The sequence below is a fragment of the Rhodococcus sp. NS-SX18 genome (genome assembly GCF_057367935.1).
This window is the reverse complement of the sequence record NZ_CM170633.1, coordinates 352,077-374,553: the sequence shown is the minus strand read 5'-3', so window position 1 is coordinate 374,553 and position 22,477 is coordinate 352,077. Positions and strand designations below refer to the sequence as shown.

Annotated in this window: 19 protein-coding genes and 3 tRNA genes; 10 read left to right on the top strand and 12 right to left on the bottom strand. The window is 69.5% G+C overall.

Annotation, left to right across the window (positions count from 1 at the left end; translation table 11 throughout):
• Positions 1-1,350 carry an MBL fold metallo-hydrolase gene (locus AC2IPW_RS01650; RefSeq protein ID WP_003939517.1) on the top strand — a complete coding sequence of 450 codons (1,350 nt, stop codon included), beginning with the start codon at positions 1-3 and terminating at the stop codon, positions 1,348-1,350.
• A gap of 77 nt (positions 1,351-1,427) precedes the next feature.
• Here the strand turns inward: AC2IPW_RS01650 and AC2IPW_RS01645 are convergent.
• The 3 genes from AC2IPW_RS01645 to AC2IPW_RS01635 form a co-directional block, all read right to left on the bottom strand.
• Positions 1,428-1,500 (bottom strand) — tRNA-Arg (locus AC2IPW_RS01645).
• Positions 1,501-1,564: 64 nt separating this feature from the next.
• Positions 1,565-1,656: transfer RNA gene (locus tag AC2IPW_RS01640), tRNA-Ser, on the bottom strand.
• Between the two features lie 76 nt (positions 1,657-1,732).
• Positions 1,733-2,440, bottom strand: coding sequence for a dienelactone hydrolase family protein (locus AC2IPW_RS01635; protein ID WP_040784577.1), 708 nt, complete (start codon positions 2,438-2,440; stop codon positions 1,733-1,735).
• A 63-nt stretch (positions 2,441-2,503) separates the two neighbouring features.
• On the opposite strand from AC2IPW_RS01635, the gene hisC reads away from it, so the two are divergent.
• Both hisC and AC2IPW_RS01625 read left to right on the top strand, forming a co-directional pair.
• Entirely contained in the window at positions 2,504-3,589 is a 1,086-nt protein-coding gene (gene hisC / locus AC2IPW_RS01630) for a histidinol-phosphate transaminase (protein ID WP_003939519.1), read from the top strand.
• Between the two features lie 105 nt (positions 3,590-3,694).
• The gene (locus AC2IPW_RS01625; protein ID WP_486376134.1) at positions 3,695-5,377 is read left to right on the top strand and encodes a bifunctional metallophosphatase/5'-nucleotidase; all 1,683 of its coding nucleotides are present in this window, start codon (positions 3,695-3,697) and stop codon (positions 5,375-5,377) included.
• Positions 5,378-5,388: 11 nt separating this feature from the next.
• On the opposite strand, the gene AC2IPW_RS01620 is transcribed toward AC2IPW_RS01625, so the two are convergent.
• The 4 genes from AC2IPW_RS01620 to AC2IPW_RS01605 all read right to left on the bottom strand — a co-directional run bounded on the left by AC2IPW_RS01620 (position 5,389) and on the right by AC2IPW_RS01605 (position 8,581).
• A complete protein-coding gene (locus tag AC2IPW_RS01620; RefSeq protein ID WP_054375152.1) occupies positions 5,389-6,360 on the bottom strand; it encodes an alpha/beta hydrolase in 972 nt (323 codons plus the stop codon).
• Positions 6,361-6,487: 127 nt separating this feature from the next.
• Positions 6,488-7,795 carry a DUF1254 domain-containing protein gene (locus AC2IPW_RS01615; protein WP_486377074.1) on the bottom strand — a complete coding sequence of 436 codons (1,308 nt, stop codon included), beginning with the start codon at positions 7,793-7,795 and terminating at the stop codon, positions 6,488-6,490.
• 199 nt (positions 7,796-7,994) lie between these two features.
• Positions 7,995-8,082: transfer RNA gene (locus AC2IPW_RS01610), tRNA-Ser, on the bottom strand.
• 10 nt (positions 8,083-8,092) lie between these two features.
• A complete protein-coding gene (locus tag AC2IPW_RS01605; protein ID WP_486376133.1) occupies positions 8,093-8,581 on the bottom strand; it encodes a MarR family winged helix-turn-helix transcriptional regulator in 489 nt (162 codons plus the stop codon).
• A gap of 96 nt (positions 8,582-8,677) precedes the next feature.
• On the opposite strand from AC2IPW_RS01605, the gene AC2IPW_RS01600 reads away from it, so the two are divergent.
• Positions 8,678-9,664 carry an NAD(P)H-quinone oxidoreductase gene (locus AC2IPW_RS01600; RefSeq protein WP_289378938.1) on the top strand — a complete coding sequence of 329 codons (987 nt, stop codon included), beginning with the start codon at positions 8,678-8,680 and terminating at the stop codon, positions 9,662-9,664.
• 15 nt (positions 9,665-9,679) lie between these two features.
• Here the strand turns inward: AC2IPW_RS01600 and AC2IPW_RS01595 are convergent, their stop codons facing one another.
• Positions 9,680-10,888 (bottom strand): cysteine desulfurase-like protein, encoded by a 1,209-nt coding sequence (locus AC2IPW_RS01595; protein WP_289378940.1) that lies wholly within the window; start codon positions 10,886-10,888, stop codon positions 9,680-9,682.
• A 156-nt stretch (positions 10,889-11,044) separates the two neighbouring features.
• Between AC2IPW_RS01595 and AC2IPW_RS01590 the strand changes: the two genes are divergently transcribed.
• The 5 genes from AC2IPW_RS01590 to AC2IPW_RS01570 all read left to right on the top strand — a co-directional run bounded on the left by AC2IPW_RS01590 (position 11,045) and on the right by AC2IPW_RS01570 (position 15,266).
• Complete coding sequence (locus tag AC2IPW_RS01590) at positions 11,045-11,632, top strand: bacterial proteasome activator family protein (RefSeq protein ID WP_054372837.1); 588 nt, start codon at positions 11,045-11,047, stop codon at positions 11,630-11,632.
• A 38-nt stretch (positions 11,633-11,670) separates the two neighbouring features.
• Positions 11,671-12,546 carry a galactan export ABC transporter permease subunit Wzm/RfbD gene (gene wzm, locus AC2IPW_RS01585; RefSeq protein WP_054372839.1) on the top strand — a complete coding sequence of 292 codons (876 nt, stop codon included), beginning with the start codon at positions 11,671-11,673 and terminating at the stop codon, positions 12,544-12,546.
• A 12-nt stretch (positions 12,547-12,558) separates the two neighbouring features.
• Positions 12,559-13,383 (top strand): galactan export ABC transporter ATP-binding subunit Wzt/RfbE, encoded by an 825-nt coding sequence (gene wzt / locus AC2IPW_RS01580; protein ID WP_003939528.1) that lies wholly within the window; start codon positions 12,559-12,561, stop codon positions 13,381-13,383.
• The gene (glfT1, locus tag AC2IPW_RS01575) at positions 13,380-14,279 is read left to right on the top strand and encodes a galactofuranosyltransferase GlfT1 (protein WP_289378949.1); all 900 of its coding nucleotides are present in this window, start codon (positions 13,380-13,382) and stop codon (positions 14,277-14,279) included. The genes wzt and glfT1 overlap by 4 nt, the downstream gene beginning before the upstream one ends.
• Before the next feature lie 132 nt (positions 14,280-14,411).
• Positions 14,412-15,266: a TylF/MycF/NovP-related O-methyltransferase gene (locus AC2IPW_RS01570; RefSeq protein ID WP_486376132.1), complete on the top strand. Its 855-nt coding sequence runs from the start codon at positions 14,412-14,414 to the stop codon at positions 15,264-15,266.
• A 60-nt stretch (positions 15,267-15,326) separates the two neighbouring features.
• Here AC2IPW_RS01570 and AC2IPW_RS01565 read toward each other — a convergent pair whose 3' ends face one another.
• Positions 15,327-17,216 carry a glycosyltransferase gene (locus AC2IPW_RS01565; RefSeq protein ID WP_486376131.1) on the bottom strand — a complete coding sequence of 630 codons (1,890 nt, stop codon included), beginning with the start codon at positions 17,214-17,216 and terminating at the stop codon, positions 15,327-15,329.
• A gap of 77 nt (positions 17,217-17,293) precedes the next feature.
• Positions 17,294-18,070, bottom strand: a complete 777-nt coding sequence (locus AC2IPW_RS01560) for a glycosyltransferase (protein ID WP_486377073.1) — start codon at positions 18,068-18,070, stop codon at positions 17,294-17,296.
• 76 nt (positions 18,071-18,146) lie between these two features.
• On the opposite strand from AC2IPW_RS01560, the gene AC2IPW_RS01555 reads away from it, so the two are divergent.
• Positions 18,147-20,345 (top strand): hypothetical protein, encoded by a 2,199-nt coding sequence (locus AC2IPW_RS01555; protein ID WP_486376130.1) that lies wholly within the window; start codon positions 18,147-18,149, stop codon positions 20,343-20,345.
• Here the strand turns inward: AC2IPW_RS01555 and AC2IPW_RS01550 are convergent.
• Both AC2IPW_RS01550 and AC2IPW_RS01545 read right to left on the bottom strand, forming a co-directional pair.
• Complete coding sequence (locus AC2IPW_RS01550) at positions 20,342-21,307, bottom strand: Gfo/Idh/MocA family protein (protein WP_486376129.1); 966 nt, start codon at positions 21,305-21,307, stop codon at positions 20,342-20,344. The genes AC2IPW_RS01555 and AC2IPW_RS01550 overlap by 4 nt on opposite strands.
• Positions 21,304-22,407: a DegT/DnrJ/EryC1/StrS family aminotransferase gene (locus tag AC2IPW_RS01545; protein ID WP_486376128.1), complete on the bottom strand. Its 1,104-nt coding sequence runs from the start codon at positions 22,405-22,407 to the stop codon at positions 21,304-21,306. The genes AC2IPW_RS01550 and AC2IPW_RS01545 overlap by 4 nt, the downstream gene beginning before the upstream one ends.
• Between the last annotated feature and the right edge of the window lie 70 nt (positions 22,408-22,477).

The following is a 22,477-nucleotide window of genomic DNA, read 5'->3' as shown; positions in this document are numbered from 1 at the left end:
ATGGACGTATCGATTATCGAAACCTCGAGCCTCGGCGATCGCAGCTATCTGATCACCGAGGCGGACGTCGCCGTCGTGGTGGATCCCCAGCGGGACATCGATCGAGTGCTCGCGCTCGCCAACGACCGCGGAGCGCGCATCACCCATGTCCTCGAGACCCACATCCACAACGACTACGTCACCGGAGGGCTGGAACTCTCCCGCGCCCTCGAGGCCGAGTACATCGTCCCGGCCGGCGACGATGTGGACTACGAGCGACACGCCGTCCACGACGGCGACCTGATCGACGCCGGCCCGATCCGGCTGCGAGTGATGCACACACCCGGGCACACCCACCACCACGTCAGCTATGTGCTGCTCGACGAGACCGGTGCGACGCACGGGATCTTCACCGGCGGGTCGATGCTGTACGGATCCACCGGTCGCACCGATCTCGTCGGCCCGCAGTACACCGAGGAACTGACGCACGCGCAGTTCCACTCCGTGCGACGGATCGCCGACGAAGTGCCGGCCGACACCCCGGTGTATCCCACCCACGGCTTCGGCAGTTTCTGCTCGGCCACCCCCACCAGCGGCGATTCGTCCACCGTGGGACAGCAACGCGACGTCAACCCGGCACTGACCCGTGACGAGCAGGCCTACGTCGACGAACTCATCGGGGGACTCAACACGTACCCCGCGTACTACGCCCACATGGGTGTGATCAACAAGGCGGGCCCGTCGCCGGTCGACCTGTCGCCACCGGAGCCGGTCGACCCGGCCGAGTTGCGCCGACGCATCGACGCCGGCGAGTGGGTCGTCGATCTGCGGGAGCGCACCGCCTTCGCCGCGGGACACCTGGGCGGCACACTCGGGTTCGAACTGTCCACCTCCTTCGTCACGTACCTGGGTTGGCTATACAAGTGGGGTGCGCCCCTGACCCTCATCGGCGAGAGCGACGAGCAGATCGCCGAAGCCAAGCGCGAGCTGGTCCGCATCGGGGTCGACGAACTCGCCGGCGCGGCCGTCGGCGAGATCCACACCCTCGTCCACGGACACGAACTGCGGTCGTACCGCGTCTCGGACTTCGCGGAACTCACCCGGGAGATCGACAACGAGCAGGTCCGGGTCCTCGACGTCCGCCAGAAGGACGAGTTCGAGGATGCCCACGTGCGCGGCGCAGTCAACATCCCGCTGCACGACCTCGCCGGCCGCCTCGACGAGGTGCCGCACGGGGAGGTCTGGGTGCACTGTGGGTCCGGCTACCGGGCATCGATCGCCGCCTCCATGATCGACCGGATCGACCGCACCGTCGTCCTCGTGAACGACGACTTCGAGAAGGCGTACGACCACGGCCTGACCGGCTCGTAGCGGGTCCGTTCCGCACCGGAGCCGGGGACCGACACGACCAAAGAACCCCCACCGGAACGGGTGGGGGTTCTTCACTGTGCGCCCGAAGGGATTCGAACCCCTAACCTTCTGATCCGTAGTCAGATGCTCTATCCGTTGAGCTACGGGCGCAGTTCTTGCATGCAGGTGCATGCAGTTCTCGTATTCAGTTGTCGCCGGTGACGCTGCACCGACGTGGCGGAGGCGAGAGGATTTGAACCTCCGGTCCCCCGTAAAGGGGACAACTCATTAGCAGTGAGTCCCATTCGGCCGCTCTGGCACGCCTCCCTGGGGGGTTTCGATTCTCTCGAACCGCCGGGACGAAAGATTACACACGTTCGGACAGCAAACGCAAAACAGCTGGTCAGCGCAGGTGTGAGTCGAACCAGTCGAAGATCCGGCGCCGCGCGTCGATGATCGCCGCCTCGGCCGGATCGGTCTCGGGATCGGCCGTGTCGTGCTCGACGGGCGGCTCGTCGGGGCGGTGTGCCAGACCCGGATATCCGATGACCAGGGTGGGTGCATCGGCCCTTCCGGCCGCCTCGCGCAATTGCTCGACGTCGCCGGGCGGGGTGGTGGGGTCGTCCTCGCCGTACAGACCGAGCCACGGCGCCTGCAGACCGTGCACGGCCTCGACGAGGGCGGGGACGTCGGGCCGCAACGGTTCCACGATGCCGTGCGCGGCGACGGTGACCGCGGCACCCACCCTCCGGTTCGCGGCGACGATGAGCGCCGCCGTGCCGGCGTCGTCGAATCCGATCACGCCGACCGCATCGGGGTAGACCCCGCTGCGGATCAGCCAGTCCATCGCCGCGTCGACGTCGTCGAACAGGTTCTGTCCGAACACCTCGTCGTCCTCGGTGAACTCGCGATGGAACAGATGCGGTCCCACGACCAGCCAGCACTCTGCAGCCAGCGCCTCCATGAAGGCCAGGAGGGCCGGTGGAAACTCCCGGGATTCGTGCAACACCACGATGCCACCGCGGAGGGCGCCCTCCGGCCGGAACACGGTCAGCGGTACCTGCCCCGACCCGTCCGGCAACCGGGCCGCGGCAGTGTGGATTCCCGACATACCGTCCACGATGACACGACCCACTGCGACCGTGCACGTGATCGCCGGGCGCATAATCGGCTGGTGACCCCACGGACCCGCCCCGACCTCGTCTCGATCCCGTCCTACGTGCCCGGCCGCAGCTTTCCGGGCGCGATCAAGCTCGCCAGCAACGAGACCACGGTCGGTCCCCTGCCCAGCGTGCGCGACGCGATCGCCGAGGCGGCGTACTCGGTTCACCGGTACCCGGACAACATGGCCGCCGTGCTCATCGGCGCGTTGGCCGAGCGGCTGGGGGTCGGGCCCGAGAACATCGCCGTGGGCAACGGTTCGGTGAGCCTGTGCCAGGAGCTGGTGCTCTCGGCCTGCAACGACGGCGACGAGGTGGTGTTCTCCTGGCGTTCGTTCGAGGCGTACCCCGTGGTGACGGCGGTAGCCGGCGCGAAGCCGGTGCCGGTGCCCAACACCCCCGAGCACGGCCACGACCTCGACGCGATGCTCGCCGCGATCACCGACCGCACCCGCGTGGTGTTCGTGTGCAATCCCAACAACCCGACCGGTGCGCTGCTGGGCAGAGCGGAGCTGGAGCGGTTCCTCGACGCGGTGCCGCCGCAGGTGCTCGTCGCGCTCGACGAGGCGTACTTCGAGTACACCCGCCCGAAGCCCGGCGCGGAACTGGCGGACGGAATCGTGCTCGCCGCCGGCCGACCGAACGTCGTGGTGCTCCGCACGTTCTCGAAGGCCTACGGCCTGGCCGGCCTGCGGGTTGGGTACCTGGTCGGCGATCCGTCGGTGATCAAGATCCTGAACAAGGTGCACACCCCGTTCAGCGTCAGCTCGCTCGCGCAGCAGGCGGCCATCGCCTCCCTGGCGGCGGCCGACGAACTGCTGACGCGCACCGACGGTGTGCTCGCCGAGCGCGACCGGGTGCGGACGGCACTCGTCGACGCCGGATATCCCGTGCCGGAGAGCTACGCCAACTTCGTGTGGTTGCCGCTCGGCGACCGGTCGGCGGCGTTCGCCGAGGCATGCGCGGAGGCCGGCGTGCTGGTCCGCCAGTACGCGGACGACGGGGTGCGGGTGACTGTCGGCGATCCGCACGAGAACGACGCATTCCTGACATTTGCGACCGGCAAGGGTCTCGAGATCGCGGAAATTTCGACGTCCTGACCTGCGGGCGAACGCCCGCGAGACCCAACCGTTATCAGCGGGTGGCGATCACGTGACCAACCGTTGGCACACTCGTCCGGTCGACTACGGGAGCGGAGTGTGCGGATGGGTTCAGGCGTGACGCGCCGGTGGACCCTGTCCGCGGCCCTGCTGACCGGGATCCTGTGGACGTCGCTCGCCGTCCCCGCGACCGCACTACCTCCGGACGCCCTGCCGCTGCGCCTGATCGCCTTCCGCGACCTGCACGGCAGCCTCCTCCCACCCCAGGGTCCCCGCAGCGAGGTGGTCCGTTCCGACGGCGCCTCCGTCCCCGCGGGCGGCGCGGCATATCTCGCCGCCTACGTCCGGCAGCTGCGTGCGCAGGCGGACAACTCGGTGCTCTACTCCGTCGGCGACACGTGGGGCTCGTCGCCCATCGAATCGGCGATGTTCCACGACGAGCCCACCGTGGACCTGCTCAACGGCCTCGACGTGACCGCGGCCGCCCTCGGCAACCACGAGTTCGACAACGGCTACGCCGAGTTGCAGCGCCTGCGCGACGGGGGTTGTCACCCCGAGGGCTGCCGATACGACGAGGAATACGCCGGAACCGCTTTCCCGCTGATCGCGGCGAACGTCGCGGAGGCCGACGGCAGTCCCGCGGCCCTGCCGTTCAGCGTGGATTACGTCGACGGGGTGCCGGTCGGCGTCATCGGTGTCGCTCCGCAGGACACACCGCAGGTGGTGCGTGGCGACGACATCACCGGGCTGCAGTTCACCGACGAGATCACGGCCGTCGACCGCACCGCCGACGCGCTCGATGCCCTCGGGGTCCGCTCGATCGTCCTGCTCTACAAGGGGGCGCTGACGCCCTCGGCCGGGACCGACCCGTGCGACCCGGCCGCCGGGCCCGCCCGCACCCTCGCCTCCCGGGTGTCACCGAAGGTCGATGTCGTCGTCACCGCAGACGGCGAGGACAGCTTCAACTGCAGCTATCCGGATCCGGCGGGCAATCCCCGGACCGTGCTGCAGGGCGCCTCGCACGGCCGCATCGTCTCGGTCGCGGACGTGACCATCGATCGCGAGAGCCGTGAGGTGCTGCGTGACCGTACCCACGCGTTCAATCAGATCGTCACCCACGACATCGCTCCCGACCCGCGCACGCAGCAGTTCGTCGACCGGGCGGTCGACAAGTCCCGCAACGTCGCCGAACGCTTCGTCGGCCGCATCACCGCCGACCTGACACGCGACGTCACGGCCGGCGGCGAGTCCGCCCTCGGCAATCTCGTCGCGGATGCGCAGCTGGCGGCCGCGGAACCTGCCGGCGCGCAGCTCGCCCTCACCAATCCCGGCGGAGTACGGGCCGACCTGCTGCATTCCGACGACGGCGTCGTCACCCACGGCGACACCTACGCGGCCCAGCCGTTCGGGAACCGGCTGCAGGTGCTCGAGCTCACCGGTGCGGAACTTGTCGGGGTCCTCGAACAACAGTTCCAGCAGGACGGGAGCGGCGCGACCCGCGAGCGGATCCTCGCACCGTCGCACACCCTGCGCTACGTCCTCGACCGGGCCGCGGCGCCGGGCACCCGGATCCGGGACGTCACCGTCGCAGGCCGACCGCTCGATCCGGTTGCGACGTACCGGGTGGTCGTCAACGGCTTCCTCGCCGACGGCGGTGACGGGTTCACCGGGTTCACGCACGCGCGACGGACGACCGGGGCGGGCGCCGAACTCGACGCCCTGAACGACTACCTGGGGGCACGCTCGCCCGTCGCGCCGCCGGCCACCGACCGCATCACGGTGCCCTGACCGAACCCCGTTCAGTCGAGTCCGAGAGCGCGCTCGAGCGTCGGCCAGGCGGTGCGCAGATCGTCCTGCCAGTACGGCCACGAATGCGTGCCGTACGGACGGTAGACGATTGTGGCGGGAATCCGCAGCTCCCGCAGCCGCCGGTCGAAGCCGATCGTGCACACGAAGGCGCCCACCTCGAGCGGCCCACCCACGTCGAGGGCCTCCGCATCGGGTCCGACGTCGTACGGGCCGGGCAGACCGTTGCCGGTACTGATGAAGATCTCCTTGCCGCGCAACCGCTCGGCGAGGACGTACGGATCGTGCGCCGCCCACGCCGGATCCCCGGGCGCCCCCCACATGTTGTCCGGATTGCCGCCCTTGTAGGCGACGGTGCCGCGGACCGCGTCCTGGGCGGACGCCTTCGACGTGTCCAGGCATCCACTGAGCGCGGCCACGCCCCGGTACAGGTCCGGATTCCGGGCGATCAGGCTCGCCGCCCCCGTCGCACCCATCGACAGGCCGCCGACTGCGTTCACCCCGTTGCCCGCGAAACGGGCGTCGATCAGCGGCGGCAGTTCCTTCGTCAGGAACGTCTCCCACGCGTTCACGCCCAGGACGGGGTCCGGGGCGAGCCAGTCCGTGTAGTAGCTCGCGGTCCCGCCGACCGGCAACACGACGTTCACGTTCTTGTCGGCGAAGAAATCGACGATGTCCGTGCGCTGCGTCCACGTGCTCTCGCGGTAGTCCGACTCGGCTCCGGCGCTGACGCCGTCGAGCAGGTAGAGGGACGGGCGCGGCGCGTCCCCGGCGGGATGCAGCACCTGCACCTGCACGACCCGCTGCATCGACGGCGAGTACACGAACACCGCCGAGCGGCGAGGAGTGACGGACTCGACCCGCTCCACCCGCGCGGACATCGCCGGTTCGGCGGACGCGACGGACAGTGCGGACAGCGGCACGACGAATGCCGCGACGAGCGCCGCGACCACAGATCTGAGCATCAAGTTCCTTTGTCCCCCGACTTCGGAAACACCGATTCCACAGTACGGACCGGGACTGGTCAAGAAAGTGGGGCGCGTCACCAACGCGGAGCGCAGCCCTTGGTGACGGCGAGCACGAGCACGCAGGCTACGGCTGCGGGACCGGTTCCGGCGGAACCCAGTCCCGGTCCGTCGGCAGGTACGACCGGAACATCAGCACGAACTCGCCCGGCGGCGCCGGCAGCCAGTTCGAGCCGGCCGGAATCGGCGGCCGGGACGAAACCCACACGTCGAGCCCGCCGTCGGGACCACGGACGAGCCCGGGCGTGCGGTCGCCGACGGCGTAGCGGTCGACGGGGTTGGCGACTAGGAACATGTCCGGGCCGTAGAGGGTGACGGACCAGAAGCCGCGATCGTCGACCGGCGGCAGGGCACCGGGTGGGAAGCGCAGGAGGTAGCCGGTCTCACCCCGCAGGGTCGTTCCGTCAGCCGCGACGCGGGCCACGTGGTACGTCGACTCCTCCGGCACGTTCGCGCCGAGCCCGATCATCGCGACCACCGCGCGCTGGAGGTAGTCCGTGCCGTACCGGCCCGCGGTCGACAGCGAATGCCACACCTGCCCGGACTGTCGATCCGAGTCGACGAGATCTCGGATGCGTCGCTCGCCGCGCACCACGCCGGTGGCGAGTGCAGCGACGGTGTCCGCAGAACCGGCACTCGGCCGGGCGCCCGGCCGGACCCCGAGGTCCGCCAGTTCGTCGAGCAACGGTGCGTCGGCCGGGGGTGGCGGATTCGCGGCCAGGATCGCCGACAGCTCGTCGAAGAATTGCGGACCCGACGCCGCGAGCGCCTGCGGATCGGGGTTGCTGCCGCACGCGGTCGGCGGCAGCGGCGGCGGTGCCTCGGCGACGGGCGCGGTCAGCACAGTCAGCGAGTACTGCCGTTGCAGAGCACGGGCGGCCTCGAGGTCGGTCGCCGACTCCACGAGCGTCCGGCCGATCATCCACGCGTCCCATGTGGGCGACTCGACGACGGCCGCGTCCGGGGGCAGCGGACCGTCCCACCCCGGCGGGACGACGACGTGCGCACCGGCCGCCGCCCCCGTCGTCCGGGTGCCGACGTTGGCGAAGACGTCGGTATAGATGTCGAGAAACTGGAAGTCGACGTACCGGGCTCCCATGTCCGGATGGGTCAGCAGCACCGGACCGCCGCGAAGATCGAGCCACGCGATCGAATACAGCGTGTCGACGTTGGGGGCGACGACGACACGCGAGGTGGGATCGGCCGTCGCGGACTGGTGGTGCAGCTGGTTCACCGGCAGCAGGCAGAGCATGTTCGCCCGCGTCCGCGCGAGCGTCACGGGCGCGTAGCCGTAGACGTAACCGTCGGCGGCCACGTCGACCGCTGTCCGTTCGGCCGCCGGTTGCGGCGCCGCGCAGGCGGTCAGCAGGCCCACTGCCAGCGCTGCCGCCGCTCGAACCACTGCGCCGACCATTGCGCCAGTGTAGGAGGCGACAGCGCGTGCGATGGGACGGTCACCGGCGGAGCCGCGCGCTCCGGTGCCACTTGCGCGCGTCCGAACGCGCGCGACAAGCACTTTTCCGCGCGAGCGTCCGACGAGGAAGCCCGTCACCTGACATACGGGTGACGGGCTCTGGCGGAAGCGGAGGGATTTGAACCCCCGGTCGCTCTCACGACGCTCGCTTTCAAGGCGAGTGCATTCGGCCGCTCTGCCACGCTTCCGTGGCAAATCCTAACCACACCGCTCGTCGACGGCCGCCTCCACCTTGGTGAAGATCTCGGAGAGGGTGCGGATCTGTGTCCTCGTGAGCAGGTCGACGAGGTTGCGGCGCACCCCGGCGACGTGGGTGGGCGCGGCCTCGGTGAGGAGACGCCGGCCCTCGTCGGTGAGCGTCGCCAGGACACCGCGCCCGTCCTCGGCGCAGGAACTGCGCACCACCATCGACGCCCCCTCCATGCGACGGATCTGGTGGGTGAGGCGACTGCGGGAGGACAGCACGCCGTCGGCGAGGTCGCTCATCCGCAGCGACCCGTCCGGGGCCTCGGAGAGCAGCACCAGGATCCGGTACTCGGCAAGGGACAGGCCGTGGGCCTGTTGCAGGTCTCGATTGAGTCGATCCATGAGCCGGTGATTGCCGTCGATGTAGGCCCGCCATGCCCGCTGCTCGTCCGTGTCGAGCCAGCGCGGGTCGGGACGTTCGGCATACGGTTCGGCTGTCACGCGGGCAGTGTAAGGGCAGGCCACCACCGGTGTTACCCACCGGTCAGTTCGCTGCGTGTCGCCCCTGCGTCGGCGTGTCGCGATAGCGTCGGAGCCATGCGCGCAATCACGATCACCGAACCCGGCGGCCCCGAGGTCATGCAGTGGGCCGAACAGCCCGACCCCACGCCCGGTCCCGGACAGGTCCTGATCGACGTGGCCGCGACGGCCGTCAACCGTGCCGATCTGCTGCAGCGGCGCGGCCTGTACCCGCCGCCGCCCGGATCCAGCGACATCCTGGGCCTCGAATGCTCCGGGGTGATCGCCGAGCTCGGCGAGGGCGTGAGCGGCTGGTCGATCGGCGACCGGGTGTGTGCACTGCTCGCCGGTGGCGGCTACGCCGAGCAGGTCGTCGTCCCCGCCGGACAGGTCCTGCCCGTGCCCGAGGGAGTGGATCTCGCGGTGGCCGCGTCGCTGCCCGAGGTGGCATGCACCGTCTGGTCCAACGTGGTGATGGCGGCGGGACTGCGCCGCGGCGAGGTGCTCCTCGTCCACGGCGGCGGTGGCGGCATCGGCACCCACGCCGTCCAGGTCGGCAAGGCGCTGGGCGCGAAGGTCGCGGTGACCGCCTCGGCCGGCAAGCTCGACTACTGCCGAGAACTCGGTGCCGACCTCGCGATCGACTACCGCACGCAGGACTTCGTCGCCGAGGTCCGGAATGCGTTCGGCGGCGCCGACGTGGTGCTCGACAACATGGGTGCGGCCTACCTGTCCCGCAACGTCGACGTGCTCGCCCCCGACGGCCGGCTCGTCGTGATCGGCATGCAGGGCGGCGCGAAGGGCGAACTCAACCTCGGCAAGCTGCTCGCCAAGCGGGGGCACGTCCTCGCGACGGGTCTGCGAGGGCGACCGGAGACCGGCCGCTCCGGCAAGAGCGCGATCGTCGCGGAGGTCCGTGAGCACGTGTGGCCCATGATCGCCGAGGCGCGGGTCCGTCCCGTCGTCCACGCAGAGGTGCCGATCACCGAGGCCGCGCGGGCCCACGAGATGCTGGATTCCCCCGACACCGTCGGCAAGGTCGTGCTGCTGATCGACCGGCACTGAACCGGATCCGCCGGATCAGGGGGCGGTGAGGTTGCGCAGCTCGCGCACGAGCTGGTCGAGCTCGTAGCGCGTGGTGTACGGGGCCAGTCCGACGGTGACCGCGCCGCCCTCGTCGCTGACGCCGAGGGAGTCGAGCAGGCGGCTCGTGCCGCGGCTGACCGCGACGGAGGCGATGCGACGGTCGGCGAGATGCGCGGCGATCTTCTCGGCCGGCACCCCCGCGACGGTGAAGCTCAACGTCGGGACCCGGCTCGACGCACGGCCGATCACCATCACGTCGGGCAGGTTGTCGAGCAGGCGCATGAGCCGCTCGAAGAGCTGGTCCTGGTAGCCCTGGAGCGAGCTGATCGACGTCTCGAGGCGCTCACGCCGTGTACCCGTCGCCTCGTCGTCGAGGGCCGCGAGGAAGTCGACGGACGTGACGAGCCCGGCGAGCATCGCGAACTGGTGGCCGCCGACTTCGAGCCGCTCGGGGCCGCGGGCGTGCGGGTCCAGGGACACCGCCGGGATCCGGTCGAGCTGTGCCGGGTCGCGGAACACCAGGGCGCCGACCTGCGGTCCTCCCCATGCGGAAGCGTCGAGGGCGAGCACGTCGGCACCGAGTTCGTGGATGTCGACGTGCGCGTAGGGCGCGGCCCCGGCCGCGTCGACCACCATGAGGCCGCCGACCTCGTGAACCCGGTCGGCGGCGACGCGCACGTCCGGCGCGGACCCCACCAGCGACGACGCCGCGGTCAGCGCGACGAGCCGCGTCGTGGGGGTGATCAGTTCCTCGAACTGCCAGCTCGGCAGCTCGCACGTCTCGATTTCGACCTCGGCCCACCGCACCTGCGCGCCGTACCGGCTCGCGACGCGCAACCACGGCGCGACGTTCGCCTCGTCGTCGAGCCGGGACAGCACGAGCCCGGTGCCGAGGCCGAGCCGGGAGCTGAGCGACTCCGCGAGCCAGGCCAGCAGGACCGCCCGATCCGGTCCGAGCACCACACCGGCCGGGTCCCCGCCGACGAGATCGGCCACGGCGGCCCGCGCCGCCTGCAGTAGCGACGCGCTCCGGCGGTTGGACGTGTGCCGGCCCGTCGCAGAAGCCGCGGCGTTGCGGAATGCCGTCGACACCGCACGGGAGACCGCGTCGGGGATCTGCATTCCGGCCTGGGGATCGAGATGGATCCAACCGTCGCCGAGCGAGGGAATCAACCCCCGGATCCGGGCAACGTCGTAAGCCATGCGTGACACTCTAAATCCCGGTGTCAATCGGATGTCGTCCACGTCGGTCCTGCATACCCTCCACAGGTGCACGTCGAGGAGCGGAATGTGGGGCGAAACCTCTCGTATCGGGAACCTGACTCGGCAGCGGCACCGGCGAGAGGACAAGATGGAACCATGACGCATTCGGAGAATGAGCACGTCCTCGTGATCGGGCCCGACGGCCGACCCGTCCCGGTCCAGCGCGACGGTACCGCCTCCGGTGATCCGCGAGAGTCGGCCGCCGAGCCTCAGGAGAAGCCGGACGACGGCGAGTCGCTCGCCGACATGGTCGAGCAGCCGGCGAAGGTCATGCGGATCGGCACGATGATCAAGCAGCTGCTCGAGGAGGTCCGCGCCGCTCCGCTGGACGATGCGAGCCGTGCCCGTCTGCGGGAGATCCACCAGTCCTCCATCCAGGAGCTCGGCGAGGGCCTGGCGCCGGAGCTGCGCGAGGAACTCGAACGGCTCGCGCTGCCCTTCGGTCAGGACGAGGTGCCGTCCGACGCGGAGCTGCGGATCGCGCACGCTCAGCTCGTCGGATGGCTCGAAGGCTTGTTCCACGGGATCCAGACGGCGTTGTTCGCGCAGCAGATGGCGGCGCGGGCGCAGCTCGAGCAGATGCGTCAGGGTGCGCTGCCGCCCGGCATGCTCGGGGGCGGGCCGCGTCCCGACGAAAGGCACGGCCCGGGACCGGGTGCACCGGGTACCGGGCAGTACCTGTAGCGCCGGCCCGGCCCCGATCCCCGGTAGGCTCGAACCTCGTGTCAGCTTCTGCCCTCGATCCCGAGCCCACCGCCGCGGACTCCCCGGTGGTGTCGGATTCGCAGACCTTCCGGCGCGGCCTGAAGGATCTGCGCGACGGCTTCGCCCAGCGTGAGCTGTGGCTCAGCCTGGCCTGGCAGGACATCAAGCAGCGCTACCGGCGCTCGGTGATCGGCCCGTTCTGGATCACGATCGCCACCGGTGTCCAGGCCACCGCCATCGGCATCCTGTACGCCGCGCTGCTGGATATTCCGCTCGACGAGTTCCTGCCGTACGTGACGGTCGGGCTGATCGTGTGGAACATGATCAGCGCCTCCATCCTGGAGGGTTCGGAGGTGTTCATCGCCAACGAGGGGCTGATCAAGCAGCTGCCGTCGGCGCTGAGCGTGCACATCTACCGGCTGGTGTGGCGGCAGTTGCTGTTCTTCGCCCACAACCTGGTGATCTACGTGATCATGCTTGTCGCCTTCGGGGTGTGGCGAGACCTGACGTGGACATCTCTCGCGGCGATCCCGGCGCTGGCCCTGATCGTGCTCAATGCCGTCTGGGTGGCGATCCTGTTCGGCATCTTCGCCACCCGCTACCGCGACATCGCGCCGATCCTGTCCAGCCTCACGCTGCTGCTGTTCGTCCTCACCCCGATCATGTGGACCACGCAGAGCCTCGAGGCGCAGGGCGGGCAGGCCGCCGAGCGCGTCAAGCTGGCCGAGATCAATCCGCTGTTCCACTATCTCGACATCATCCGGGCGCCGATGATCGGCCAGGATCAGCAGGCCTACCACTGGTACATCGTGCTGGCGATCACCGTGGCCGGCTGGGCACTGGCGCTGCTGGCACTGCGTAAGTACCGGGCACGCGTGCCCTACTGGGTCTGAGGGGCCGTCGATATGACCGAACATGTGAGCATCGAGACGCGCGGAGCGTGCGTCGACTTCCCGATCTTCGACGCGAAGACCCGGTCGCTGAAGAAGGCGTTTCTGGGCAAGGCCGGCGGCTCGATCGGCCGCAACAACTCCGACGTGGTGGTGGTGGAGGCGCTGCGCGACATCACCATGTCGCTGAAGGAAGGCGACCGCATCGGCCTGGTCGGCCACAACGGCGCCGGCAAGTCCACCCTGCTGCGACTGCTGGCGGGGATCTACGAGCCCACCCGCGGCAGCGCCCGGATCCGGGGCCGCGTCGCGCCGGTGTTCGACCTCGGTGTGGGCATGGACCCGGAGATCTCCGGCTACGAGAACATCATCATCCGCGGGTTGTTCCTCGGGCAGACCCGCAAGCAGATGCTCGCCAAGATGGACGAGATCGCCGAGTTCACCGAGCTCGGCGAGTACCTGAACATGCCGCTGCGCACGTACTCCACCGGCATGCGCGTCCGCGTCGCGATGGGTGTCGTCACGAGCATCGACCCCGAGATCCTGCTGCTCGACGAGGGCATCGGCGCGGTCGACGCCGAGTTCATGAAGAAGGCCCGGGTGCGCCTGCAGAAGCTCGTCGAGCGCTCCGGCATCCTCGTCTTCGCCAGCCACTCCAACGAGTTCCTCGCGCAGCTGTGCGACCGTGCGCTGTGGATCGACCACGGGCAGATCCGCATGGAAGGCGGCATCGAGGAGGTCGTGCGCGCATACGAGGGCGACGACGCGGCCGATCATGTGCACCACGTCATCGCCGAGCTGGAACGCGAGCAGGGTCTGCCGCAGGAGCGCTCGGCGTGAGCGAACGCATCGTCGGCGTGGTCGTCACCCATCGGCGACGCGAGCAGCTCGCGCAGTCGCTGAAGGTGCTGAGCACCCAGACGCGGCCGCTCGACCACCTGGTGGTCGTCGACAATGCCGACGAGGCGGCGGTGCGCGAGCTGGTCGAGTCGTGCCCGCTGCCGACCAGCTACCTGGGTTCCCGGCACAACCTCGGCGGCGCCGGCGGCTTCGCGCTCGGCATGCTGTACGCGCTCTCGCTCGGCGCGGACCGGGTGTGGCTGGCCGACGACGACGGCCGGCCGGAGGGCCCCGACGTCCTCGCGACTCTGCTCGACTGCGCCCAGCGGCACGGCCTGGCGGAGGTCTCGCCGGTGGTGTGCGACATCGACGACCCCGACCGCCTCGCGTTCCCGTTGCGCCGGGGCGTGGCATGGCGGCGTCACCGCAGCGAACTCGGCGACGTCGAGACCGACGACCTGCTGCCGGGCATCGCGTCGCTGTTCAACGGCGCCCTGTTCACCGCCGCCGCGATCGACGCGGTGGGCGTGCCGGACCTGCGGCTGTTCGTGCGCGGCGACGAGGTGGAGGTGCACCGTCGCCTGGTCCGCTCGGGTCTGCCGTTCGGCACCTGTCTGCGCACCGCTTACCTGCACCCCAACGGCGCCGACGAGTTCAAGCCGATCCTCGGCGGCCGGATGCACACCCAGTACCCGGACAACGACACCAAGCGGTTCTTCACCTACCGCAACCGCGGCTACCTGCTCTCGCAGCCGGGCCTGCGCCGGTTGCTGCCGCAGGAGTGGGTGCGGTTCGGCTGGTACTTCCTCGTCACCCGTCGTGACCCGGCCGCGCTGCGCGAGTGGGTGCGGCTGCGCAAGCTGGGCCGGCAGGAGCGGTTCGAACGTCCCGCGTGAGGGGCCGAATGTGACATTGCGTCGATGGAACCGACGCAATGTCACATTCGGCCGTCCCGAGGAGTGCGATTGCACCCCGTGGGCCCACTGTCTAGGTTCGGGGCAAGATTTCGAGCGGCACGGGAGGGCGCGATGCTGGGGCGGTGGCGGGCGACGACCCGGGGCAAGCTGCAGCGGGCCGTCGCCGAGGTCGTCGACCTCTCCGCGCGACGCACCCGCGAGCTGCAGGAGAACCACCACGACCGGACTCTCGCCGAACTGACCGCGACCACCGCGGAGCTGCGGCAGGTGCTGGCCGAACTCGCGCAGACCCGATCCGAGGTGGGTCTGCTGCGGGAACGCGTCGCCGACCTCGAACACCGGCAGCGCCGCGACCTGCGCTACGCGATGGACCACGCCGCCACCGACACCGCAGCGGCGTTCGCCGTCGCGAACATGCCCACCGCCACCGTCCTCGACACCCCGCACGACACCCTGCGGTTCGCGCTCGACCGGGTGTCCCGGCCCGGCCTGGCCCTCGAGTTCGGCGTCGCGTCGGGCACCACGCTGCGGATCGTCGCCGAGGCGCTGGGCGCGGACCGCCCGGTGTTCGGGTTCGACGTCTTCACCGGCCTGCCGGAGACGTGGCGCAGCGGATTCCCGGCCGGCGAGTTCGCGCAGGACGCCCCGCCGGAGGTGCCCGGCGCCGACCTGGTGCCCGGCCTGTTCGCCGACACGCTTCCCCGCTTCCTCGCCGCGCATCCCGGCGACGTCGCGTTCGTCCACCTCGACGCCGACCTGTACTCGTCCACGACGACGGTGCTCGACCTGCTCGAGGACCGTCTGGTGCCCGGCACCGTGCTGGTGTTCGACGAGTTCTTCAACTATCCCGGCTGGCAGCAGCACGAGTACCGGGCGTGGACCGAGTTCGTCGCGCGCACTGGGGTCGCGTTCGAGTACCTGGCGTACACGGCCGACAACGAGCAGGTCGTCGTGCGGCTGGGGTGAGGATCGGCACCGCATGCCCGCCGCGGCGGCCCGGGTGACGAGGCCGACCGGCGCGGCGATCTACGCGCCGTAGAGGCGGGCCCAGTTCTCGCGGCTAGACAACTGGGGCAACGCCTCCCGGTACTGCCGCTGGATGTCGGCACCCTCGTCGCGCAAGCGCCGCATCAGTCGCACCATCTGCTCAGTCAACTCCCGGGCGGTCTGCTTGTCCCGCTGGCGTACTCGCACGCCCGACTGCGAGGCGTCGGTGACGACCACATGGTCGAACAGCGACACATGCCACCAATGCGCCTCAGCCGCAGGTATGTTCACGACGCCCCGCTGGGTGCGGCCGAGCCACTGGTAGGCGGCGCGCTTGGCGCGGACCAGATCGAGCCGGTCCTTGTCGGGCTCGAACCCGGCCCGCCGGACGACCAGATCCGCGGAACGGACGCCCGGTATGTCCGACGCCGGGTGCTTGACGGTCTCCGGGAAGCGGGCGCGCTCGGCTCGGATGGACTTCAGAACCGCCTGACCGCCGTCGGCGAGTACCTGCGGCCCCGCAAGGAAGTCCTCGATACCGCGAAGCGTGGTGTACGCCAGACCGTACTGCATGGACACCAGGTACTCGGTGATCTCTCGGGTGAGCAGCTTGCTCAGCGACTTGGTATCGAAGGCGCTGTGCAACGCTGCCGCGATCATCGAGTTGCGGATGCTGAAGTACTTGGCCCAGTCGTCGCGGTCCTTCCAGTGGAAATCCGCGTGCCACACACCGGCGTTGGGTAGGGTGACGGTCACGAACCCGGCCTCGCGCGCGCGAATTCCGTACTCGATGTCGTCCCACTGGAAGAACACGGGCAGCGGCAGACCGATCCGCCTGATCACCTCGGCGGGGATTAGGCAGGACCACCAGGCGTTGTAGCCCGCGTCGACGCGCTTGTCCTGACGCTTCTTGACCATGTTGGCGTCGTGCAGCGAATTCGCCGCCCACCGACCGGCCTTCAGCTTCCCCAAATCGGCTTCCTCGGCGCTGACGTGCAGGTGCTTCGGGTTCATCAGGTACAGCATCTGAGCGCCGACCAGCGTGGGCTCCGTGGTGACGTTTGCGAACGCGTTCATCCGAAGCACCGTTTCCGGCTCGCACAGGATGTCGTCGTCCATCAGGATCACGTTGGCGTGCTCGTTGACCGCCGCCACCTCGTACATCCCGCGGGTGAAGCCGCCGGCGCCGCCCAGGTTCGGCTGCCGCAGGTAGACCAGCTTCTCGCCGAGGCGATCCGCCATCTCTACGAACAACTCACGGTCGGAGACGTGGTCGGCGCCTTGGTCCACGACGTACACCGCATCGATGCCCGCCACCGTGCCCGGATCACCGGCGATCGCGGCGACGGTGCTCGCGCAGTCGTCCGCCCGGTTGAACGTGCAGATCGCGATCGCGGCGGGCCGGATCGTGGGCGGCGCCGCGACGGTCCATTCGAGTTCGCTCACGTCCAGCCGGCTGTCGACGGCGGTGAACTCGGTCCACAGCCAGCCGCCGTCGAGAAAGCTGTCCAGTGGCGCGCTCATCGTGGCCGTTCCCGTGCCTTCGATCTCGGCGACCGCCACGGTCCGCACGTTTCCGCCGGAATCCGACGCCTGCAGCCGCACCGTGGCCCGGCCCTTGGCGTCGTACCGGAACGCGACCCGGACCGACGTCACCGTGGTCCAGCGCTGGAAGTAACTGGCGGCGAACCGACCGAAGTACGTGTCGGTATCTACCGTGGCTCCCTTCTCGAGGTGCAGGGCAAATCGCTCCCGATGCGCTTTTCCACCGACGATCCGCGCGTACATGGCGTCATCGACGCGACCCGTGGGGCCGGTAAACACCCCCCGCTGGACGACCAGACGGTCCGGGGGGCGATGTTCCACGAGAGCGGCACGTACCGCGGCAGTGCTCCCGTCCACCGGTGCGACCGACGCTGGATCGTTCATGTACTTCCTACCGCTCTCGACTGCTGGTCCGATCGGGCTTGCGGCCCGCCCAGGAGCCTGCCCCGGATCAGAGGATATCAATGACGGCTGCTCGAGCTGGTCCGGCCGATCTGCTGACGACGGTGCCGGCGGCGCAGCCGGAGCAGCCCGGTCCCCATCGAGACGACATCCGCGCCGGAGATGCGAGTGCCGTGCCGGTCGTGGCCGTCGGCGAGCCGCACCGGAACCTCGACGGGCCGCATTCCGTTCCGTTCGACCAGGTAGACGAGCTCGGTGGTGAACAGGAAGCCCGGCTCGGCGAGGTTCGCGGCCACCGAGCGCAGCAGATCACCGTCGACGAGAACGGTGCCTTGCGGGTCGCCGGTGCGCATCCCCAGCACCACACGCCGGAGGGTCCCGAAACCCCAGGTGAGGATGTCCCGGACAACACCGCGCTGCACAGCCGACCTGGGGTGTGCCTTCGAACCGATCACCACCGTCGGGATCCGGCCGTCGTCTTCTGCGGCGATCCGCTCGGCCCCATCGATGTCGTCGAAACCGAAGGGCAGATCGTCGGCGGTGAGCAGCACTGACCGGCCCCTGCTGGCCTGCGCGCCCGCTCGCAGGGCATTGCCCATGCCCTTGTCGCTGCGCAGGACGGTGACAGGAATCGGCCCACCGTACGACGCGTCCGCCAGCGCTGCGCAGCGGGCGTACGTGTCGTCCGTGGAGCCGTTCTCCACCAGGATGATCTCCGCCTTGTGGCCGGACAGCCGCTCCATCAGCCGCGCCACGGTGTTCTCGATCACGGTCGAGGAGTTGTGCGCAGGCACCACGACGCTCAGATCGACCACATCCGTCACACCGTCTGCCATCGCGTCGCTCACCTGCTTTCCTTACCCCTCCGGCATCCTAACGTCCGGTTCGCCCCGTCTCGTAGGCTCGACCCTCGTGGTCATCGAGGCAGCCCCGTCGAAGCGCACCGGACGTTCCCGTCCGCGTTGCCGCGAGTGGTGCGTCGCGACGCTCGTCGCCGTCGTCACCGCCGTCTTCACGCTGATCCCCTGGCTGTCGAATCGCCTGTTCTACTACGCCGGCGACACCCTCGAGTCGTTCATTCCGCTCTGGCATCACCTCGGTCGAGAATTGCGCTCGGGGAACTGGACTCCGATGGACCCGGACGGATGGTACGGAGGCAACTACGCCGCCGAGGCTGCGTACGGCATCTGGAATCCGGTCAACCTCGCCAACTACGTGCTGGTCTCGTTCTTCGACGACCTCTCGGTGGCGAGTCTGCTTGTCGCGGCCGAATTTCTCGTCCTCCTCGCCGTCGCCACCTACCTGCTGGCCCGCGCGTATGGGGCACGGCGACCGCTCGCCTTCGGCGCCGGGGTGATCGCTCCGTTCACCGGATTCACCCTCTTCTACGAGGCCGGAGGATGGCCGTCGGGAATGATGGCGGTCGCGTGGGTCACCCTGTTCTGGTGGGCCGTGCTACAGCAGTCCCGCGACCGGATGAACCCGATCGTCACCTTCCTGATCGGGGCGCTCACCGTCTCGATGGGTAACCCTTATGCGGCCTTGGGCGCCGTGATCGTCCTCGCGGGCGTCGCAATCCCCCTGGCCCGACGCCGGATCCGGTCGTTCGTGTCGCTCCTGGTGACCGGCGCCTGCGCGGGCACCGCAGCGGTGTTGGTCTACCTCCCCCTGTTCCTCACCGCCGACGTCACCACCCGATCCGAGGACTCCGGGATCTTCAACGACACGTTCATGCAACCAGGCATCGGTGACCTCCTGGGCATGAGCACCCCGAGCTTCCTGCCGGTGATCACCACATTCGGCGGCCCCGTCGAGGTATTGCCGTCGATGTACCTGTCGTGGGTGGTTCTTCCGCTGCTGCCGTGGCTGCGCTGGTCCGCGCTGGGGCGCGTCGTGCAGGCTCGCGGCGTGCGGCCGGTGGCGAGTCTGCTAATCATCGGCGGCATCTACGCCCTGTTCTCGTTCGGACCGTCCAACGTCGGCATGTTCCGCTGGCCCGTGCGGCTCGTCGAGTATCTCTACCTGGCGCTGCTGATGCTGTTCGTGGTGGCGCTCTCGTTCGGGTTGAACGCCACCCGCCCCCGGCGCCGTGCCGCGCTCTCCGGTGCGCTCGTCGCTCTCGGGTTCTTCGTCGCGTTCTCGGCGACGCCGGAACGCACCTGGCTGCACCTGCTGGGATCGTTTGTCGTCGTCGCCCTGATCTATCTGGTGGTGCAGAGTTGGCACCGGCTCCGGTTCACGGGCGTCGGCATCGTGACAGTCTTCGGAACCGCCCTCGTGATGGCGCTGCAGACCACCGTGCTGATCGACCGGCCGGACCCGGGCGCCCTCGCGAGTCCCGCCGACGTGCCGGCCCTGTCCGCGCGTAGCGAGCAGTACGAGGGCACCGTGCTGCAGATCGCCGATCGCGATCTCACGCCAGCACGGGACATCACCTCGGGGCGGATGCTCTTCGGCAACGAAATCGTGGTGACGCCGGTGCAGTCGAGCATCAACCGGTATTCGGGAATCTCGTTCACCGACTTCAACGCAGCGCTGTGCATGGACTACCGGGGCTCCACCTGCGCCGGACTGTACGACGGACTATGGCAGCCGATGAGCGCACACGTCCCTGTACCGCTCGCCGACTGCCTGCGCGTCGATACCCTTGTCGTTCAGCACGCCCTCGTCGAACAGATGCGCAAGGGTTCGCCTCCTCCGGGCTGGCACGTCACCCGGCGCGAGGCGGAGCGCTCCGTGATCGTGCGCGACGAGCCGATGCCGCTACCGGGGCGAGTGGGGTGCGTGTCCGCGGGGGTACAGGTGCTTTCGGGTGAGGCCGACGCCCTCTCCGAGACCGTCCGCTTCACCGGCGAGGGCGGAGACATCGTGTTCGCCCGGCTGGCCTGGCCCGGCTACCACGCCTGGGTGAACGGCACACCGGTCGAGTCGGTCGCCGAGCAGCAGGGGCTGCTGCGGGTGAGCGTGCCGCCGGGTCCCGGCGAGCTCACCCTCCGATTCGAAGTGCCCGGCCGCGAGCTCGGCACCGTGGCGCTGCTGGCCGGAACGGTGATCGCACTTGTCCAGGGCGCCGGCCACGCGGTGCTGCGCCGGCGACGGCGCTCCCGTTAGGCGGTCGCCGAGCGGACGGCGTCGTCCACCGCGCGGTGTGCCGGCAGGATCGCCGCCCGCTCGGCCTCGATACCGGGACCGCCGCCGAGCAGGTCGAGGAAGTGGTGCAGTTGGGCGGCGAGTGGTTCCTCGCTGTAGCGGATCATCGGGATCTCGATGACCGTCTGCTGCTGGTACCCGTCCCGGTCGGCCGGGAATGACTGGTCGACGTGCCGGTATATTGTCACGTCCTTGCGCAGGAGGTCGATCTCGATCAGGCGATCCCGCTCGAGCAGTGACAACTGGCGGACTTTTCGCTGGCTAACCCGGCTCGCGGAGATCGCGGCGACCGCGCCCGATCCGAACCGCACCACCGCGTCCGCGGTGTCCTCCGCGTCGTTGCTCACCGAGCTGGGGTGGAAGTATCCGAACACGCATTTGGTCTCGGTGGGTTCGGACCCCACGAATCCGATCGCCAGATCCAGGTCGTGAATGAGCAGATCGGTCGCGACCCCGGTAGGGATCCGCGGCACGAAGGGCGAGTGCCGAACGCCGGTGACCTGCACGATCTCCCCGACGAACTCGCGCGCCGTGCGCACCGCCGGATTGAACCGCTCAAGCAGACCGCACATCAGCGGCAGGTCGGCCGCCTCGGCCCGGCGGACCAGATCCTCGCTCTCCTTGTAGGTCGCCGCGAGAGGCTTTTCCACCAGCAGCGGCTTGCCCAGCTCGAGGACGCGTCCGGCGATCTCGTAGTGCACCGGGGTGGCTGCGGCGACGACCACGGCGTCGATGTCACGGAGGCCGTCGAAGTCGGCGACCCACCGCGTGCCGAACCGCTCGGCCACCGCCTCACCCTGCGCGCGGCGCGGCTCGACGAGCAGCGTCAGCTCACAGCGAGCAGACTGGGCGAGCACGCGCGCGTGCAGCGAGCCCATCTGTCCCGAGCCGATCAGGGCGATCCTCGGCCGCGCGGGGCTCACCGGACCCCCAGCACGTCGCGAACCGCGGCGACGATCTGCTCGACGTCGTCGTCGGACAACCTCGCGTGCACCGGAAGACTCAGGCACCGCCGCGCGACGGACGTCGCGACCGGGGTGTCGTCCACCCGGACGCGGGGATGCTCGCGGTAGCAGTCGTAGTCGTACGCCGTCCGCGGGTAGTAGATGCCGCTACCGACTCCGCGTTCCGCGAGGCGGTCCGCCAGGTCGTCCCGGGAGACCGGTGACTCCTCGGTCACCAGGACGGTGAACTGGTGCCAGACGTGTCCCCGGCCGGGCAGCTCAGCGGGCAATAGCAGGCCCGGCACGTCCTTCAGACCGATACTCAGCCGCTCCGCGTTGCGTCGACGCGCTGCCACCTGCTGTGGATACGTGGCGAACTGGGGAAGGGCGAGGCTGGCCTGCAGATCGGTCATCCGGTAGTTGTGACCGACGGTCTCGTACACGTACCGCTGCCGCATTCCCTGGTTGCGCAGCACCCGCAGCCGATCGGCGAGGGCGTCGTCGTCTGTGGTGATCGCCCCGCCCTCGGCGGTCGTGATGTTCTTGGTGGCGTAGAAGGAGAAGCAGCCCAGCCCGAAGCTGCCCGCGGCAGCACCGTCGAACGTCGCGCCGTGGGACTGGGCGGCGTCCTCGACGACGGTGAGCCCGTGCCGCCCGGCGAGCGACATCAGTGCGCCCATATCGGCGGTCTGCCCGTACAGGTGCACGGGCATCAGCACCCGGGTGCGGTCGGTGATCCGGTCCGCGACCAGGTCGGGATCGAGGGCGAAATCGGCCTCGCGGATGTCCGCGAAGCGGACGGTCGCACCGGCCTCGAGGATTGCGTTGACGGTCGCGACGAACGTGAACGGCGAGGTGAGCACTTCGTCGCCGGGCTCCAGGTCCTGCACGCGCAGCGCCGCACTCAACGCAGTGGTGCCGCTGTTCACCGCGACGGCGTGCCGGGTCCCGGCGAGCTCGGCCATCGCCTGCTCCAGCCGCGCAACCTTCGGGCCCTGGGCCACGACGCCGGAGCGCAGCGTGTCGAGCACCTCCCGTTCGACGTCCTCGCCGAACACGACGCTGGAGATGACGATCATGGGTCTTCCCCCCTCGGGTAGCTTGATCACGCCCTGCACGTGTTCATGCTGAGCCTAACCAGGGTGAGTC

Bases quoted from the DNA above. Each gene is read 5' to 3' on its own strand.
- AC2IPW_RS01650 (WP_003939517.1), top strand. From the start codon at position 1: ATGGACGTATCGATTATCGAAACCTCGAGCCTCGGCGATCGCAGCTAT.
- AC2IPW_RS01635 (WP_040784577.1), bottom strand. From the start codon at position 2,440: ATGTCGGGAATCCACACTGCCGCGGCCCGGTTGCCGGACGGGTCGGGG.
- AC2IPW_RS01625 (WP_486376134.1), top strand. From the start codon at position 3,695: ATGGGTTCAGGCGTGACGCGCCGGTGGACCCTGTCCGCGGCCCTGCTG.
- AC2IPW_RS01620 (WP_054375152.1), bottom strand. From the start codon at position 6,360: ATGCTCAGATCTGTGGTCGCGGCGCTCGTCGCGGCATTCGTCGTGCCG.
- AC2IPW_RS01600 (WP_289378938.1), top strand. From the start codon at position 8,678: ATGCGCGCAATCACGATCACCGAACCCGGCGGCCCCGAGGTCATGCAG.
- AC2IPW_RS01595 (WP_289378940.1), bottom strand. From the start codon at position 10,888: ATGGCTTACGACGTTGCCCGGATCCGGGGGTTGATTCCCTCGCTCGGC.
- AC2IPW_RS01590 (WP_054372837.1), top strand. From the start codon at position 11,045: ATGACGCATTCGGAGAATGAGCACGTCCTCGTGATCGGGCCCGACGGC.
- wzt (WP_003939528.1), top strand. From the start codon at position 12,559: ATGACCGAACATGTGAGCATCGAGACGCGCGGAGCGTGCGTCGACTTC.
- AC2IPW_RS01570 (WP_486376132.1), top strand. From the start codon at position 14,412: ATGCTGGGGCGGTGGCGGGCGACGACCCGGGGCAAGCTGCAGCGGGCC.
- AC2IPW_RS01565 (WP_486376131.1), bottom strand. From the start codon at position 17,216: ATGAACGATCCAGCGTCGGTCGCACCGGTGGACGGGAGCACTGCCGCG.
- AC2IPW_RS01560 (WP_486377073.1), bottom strand. From the start codon at position 18,070: ATGGCAGACGGTGTGACGGATGTGGTCGATCTGAGCGTCGTGGTGCCT.
- AC2IPW_RS01545 (WP_486376128.1), bottom strand. From the start codon at position 22,407: ATGATCGTCATCTCCAGCGTCGTGTTCGGCGAGGACGTCGAACGGGAG.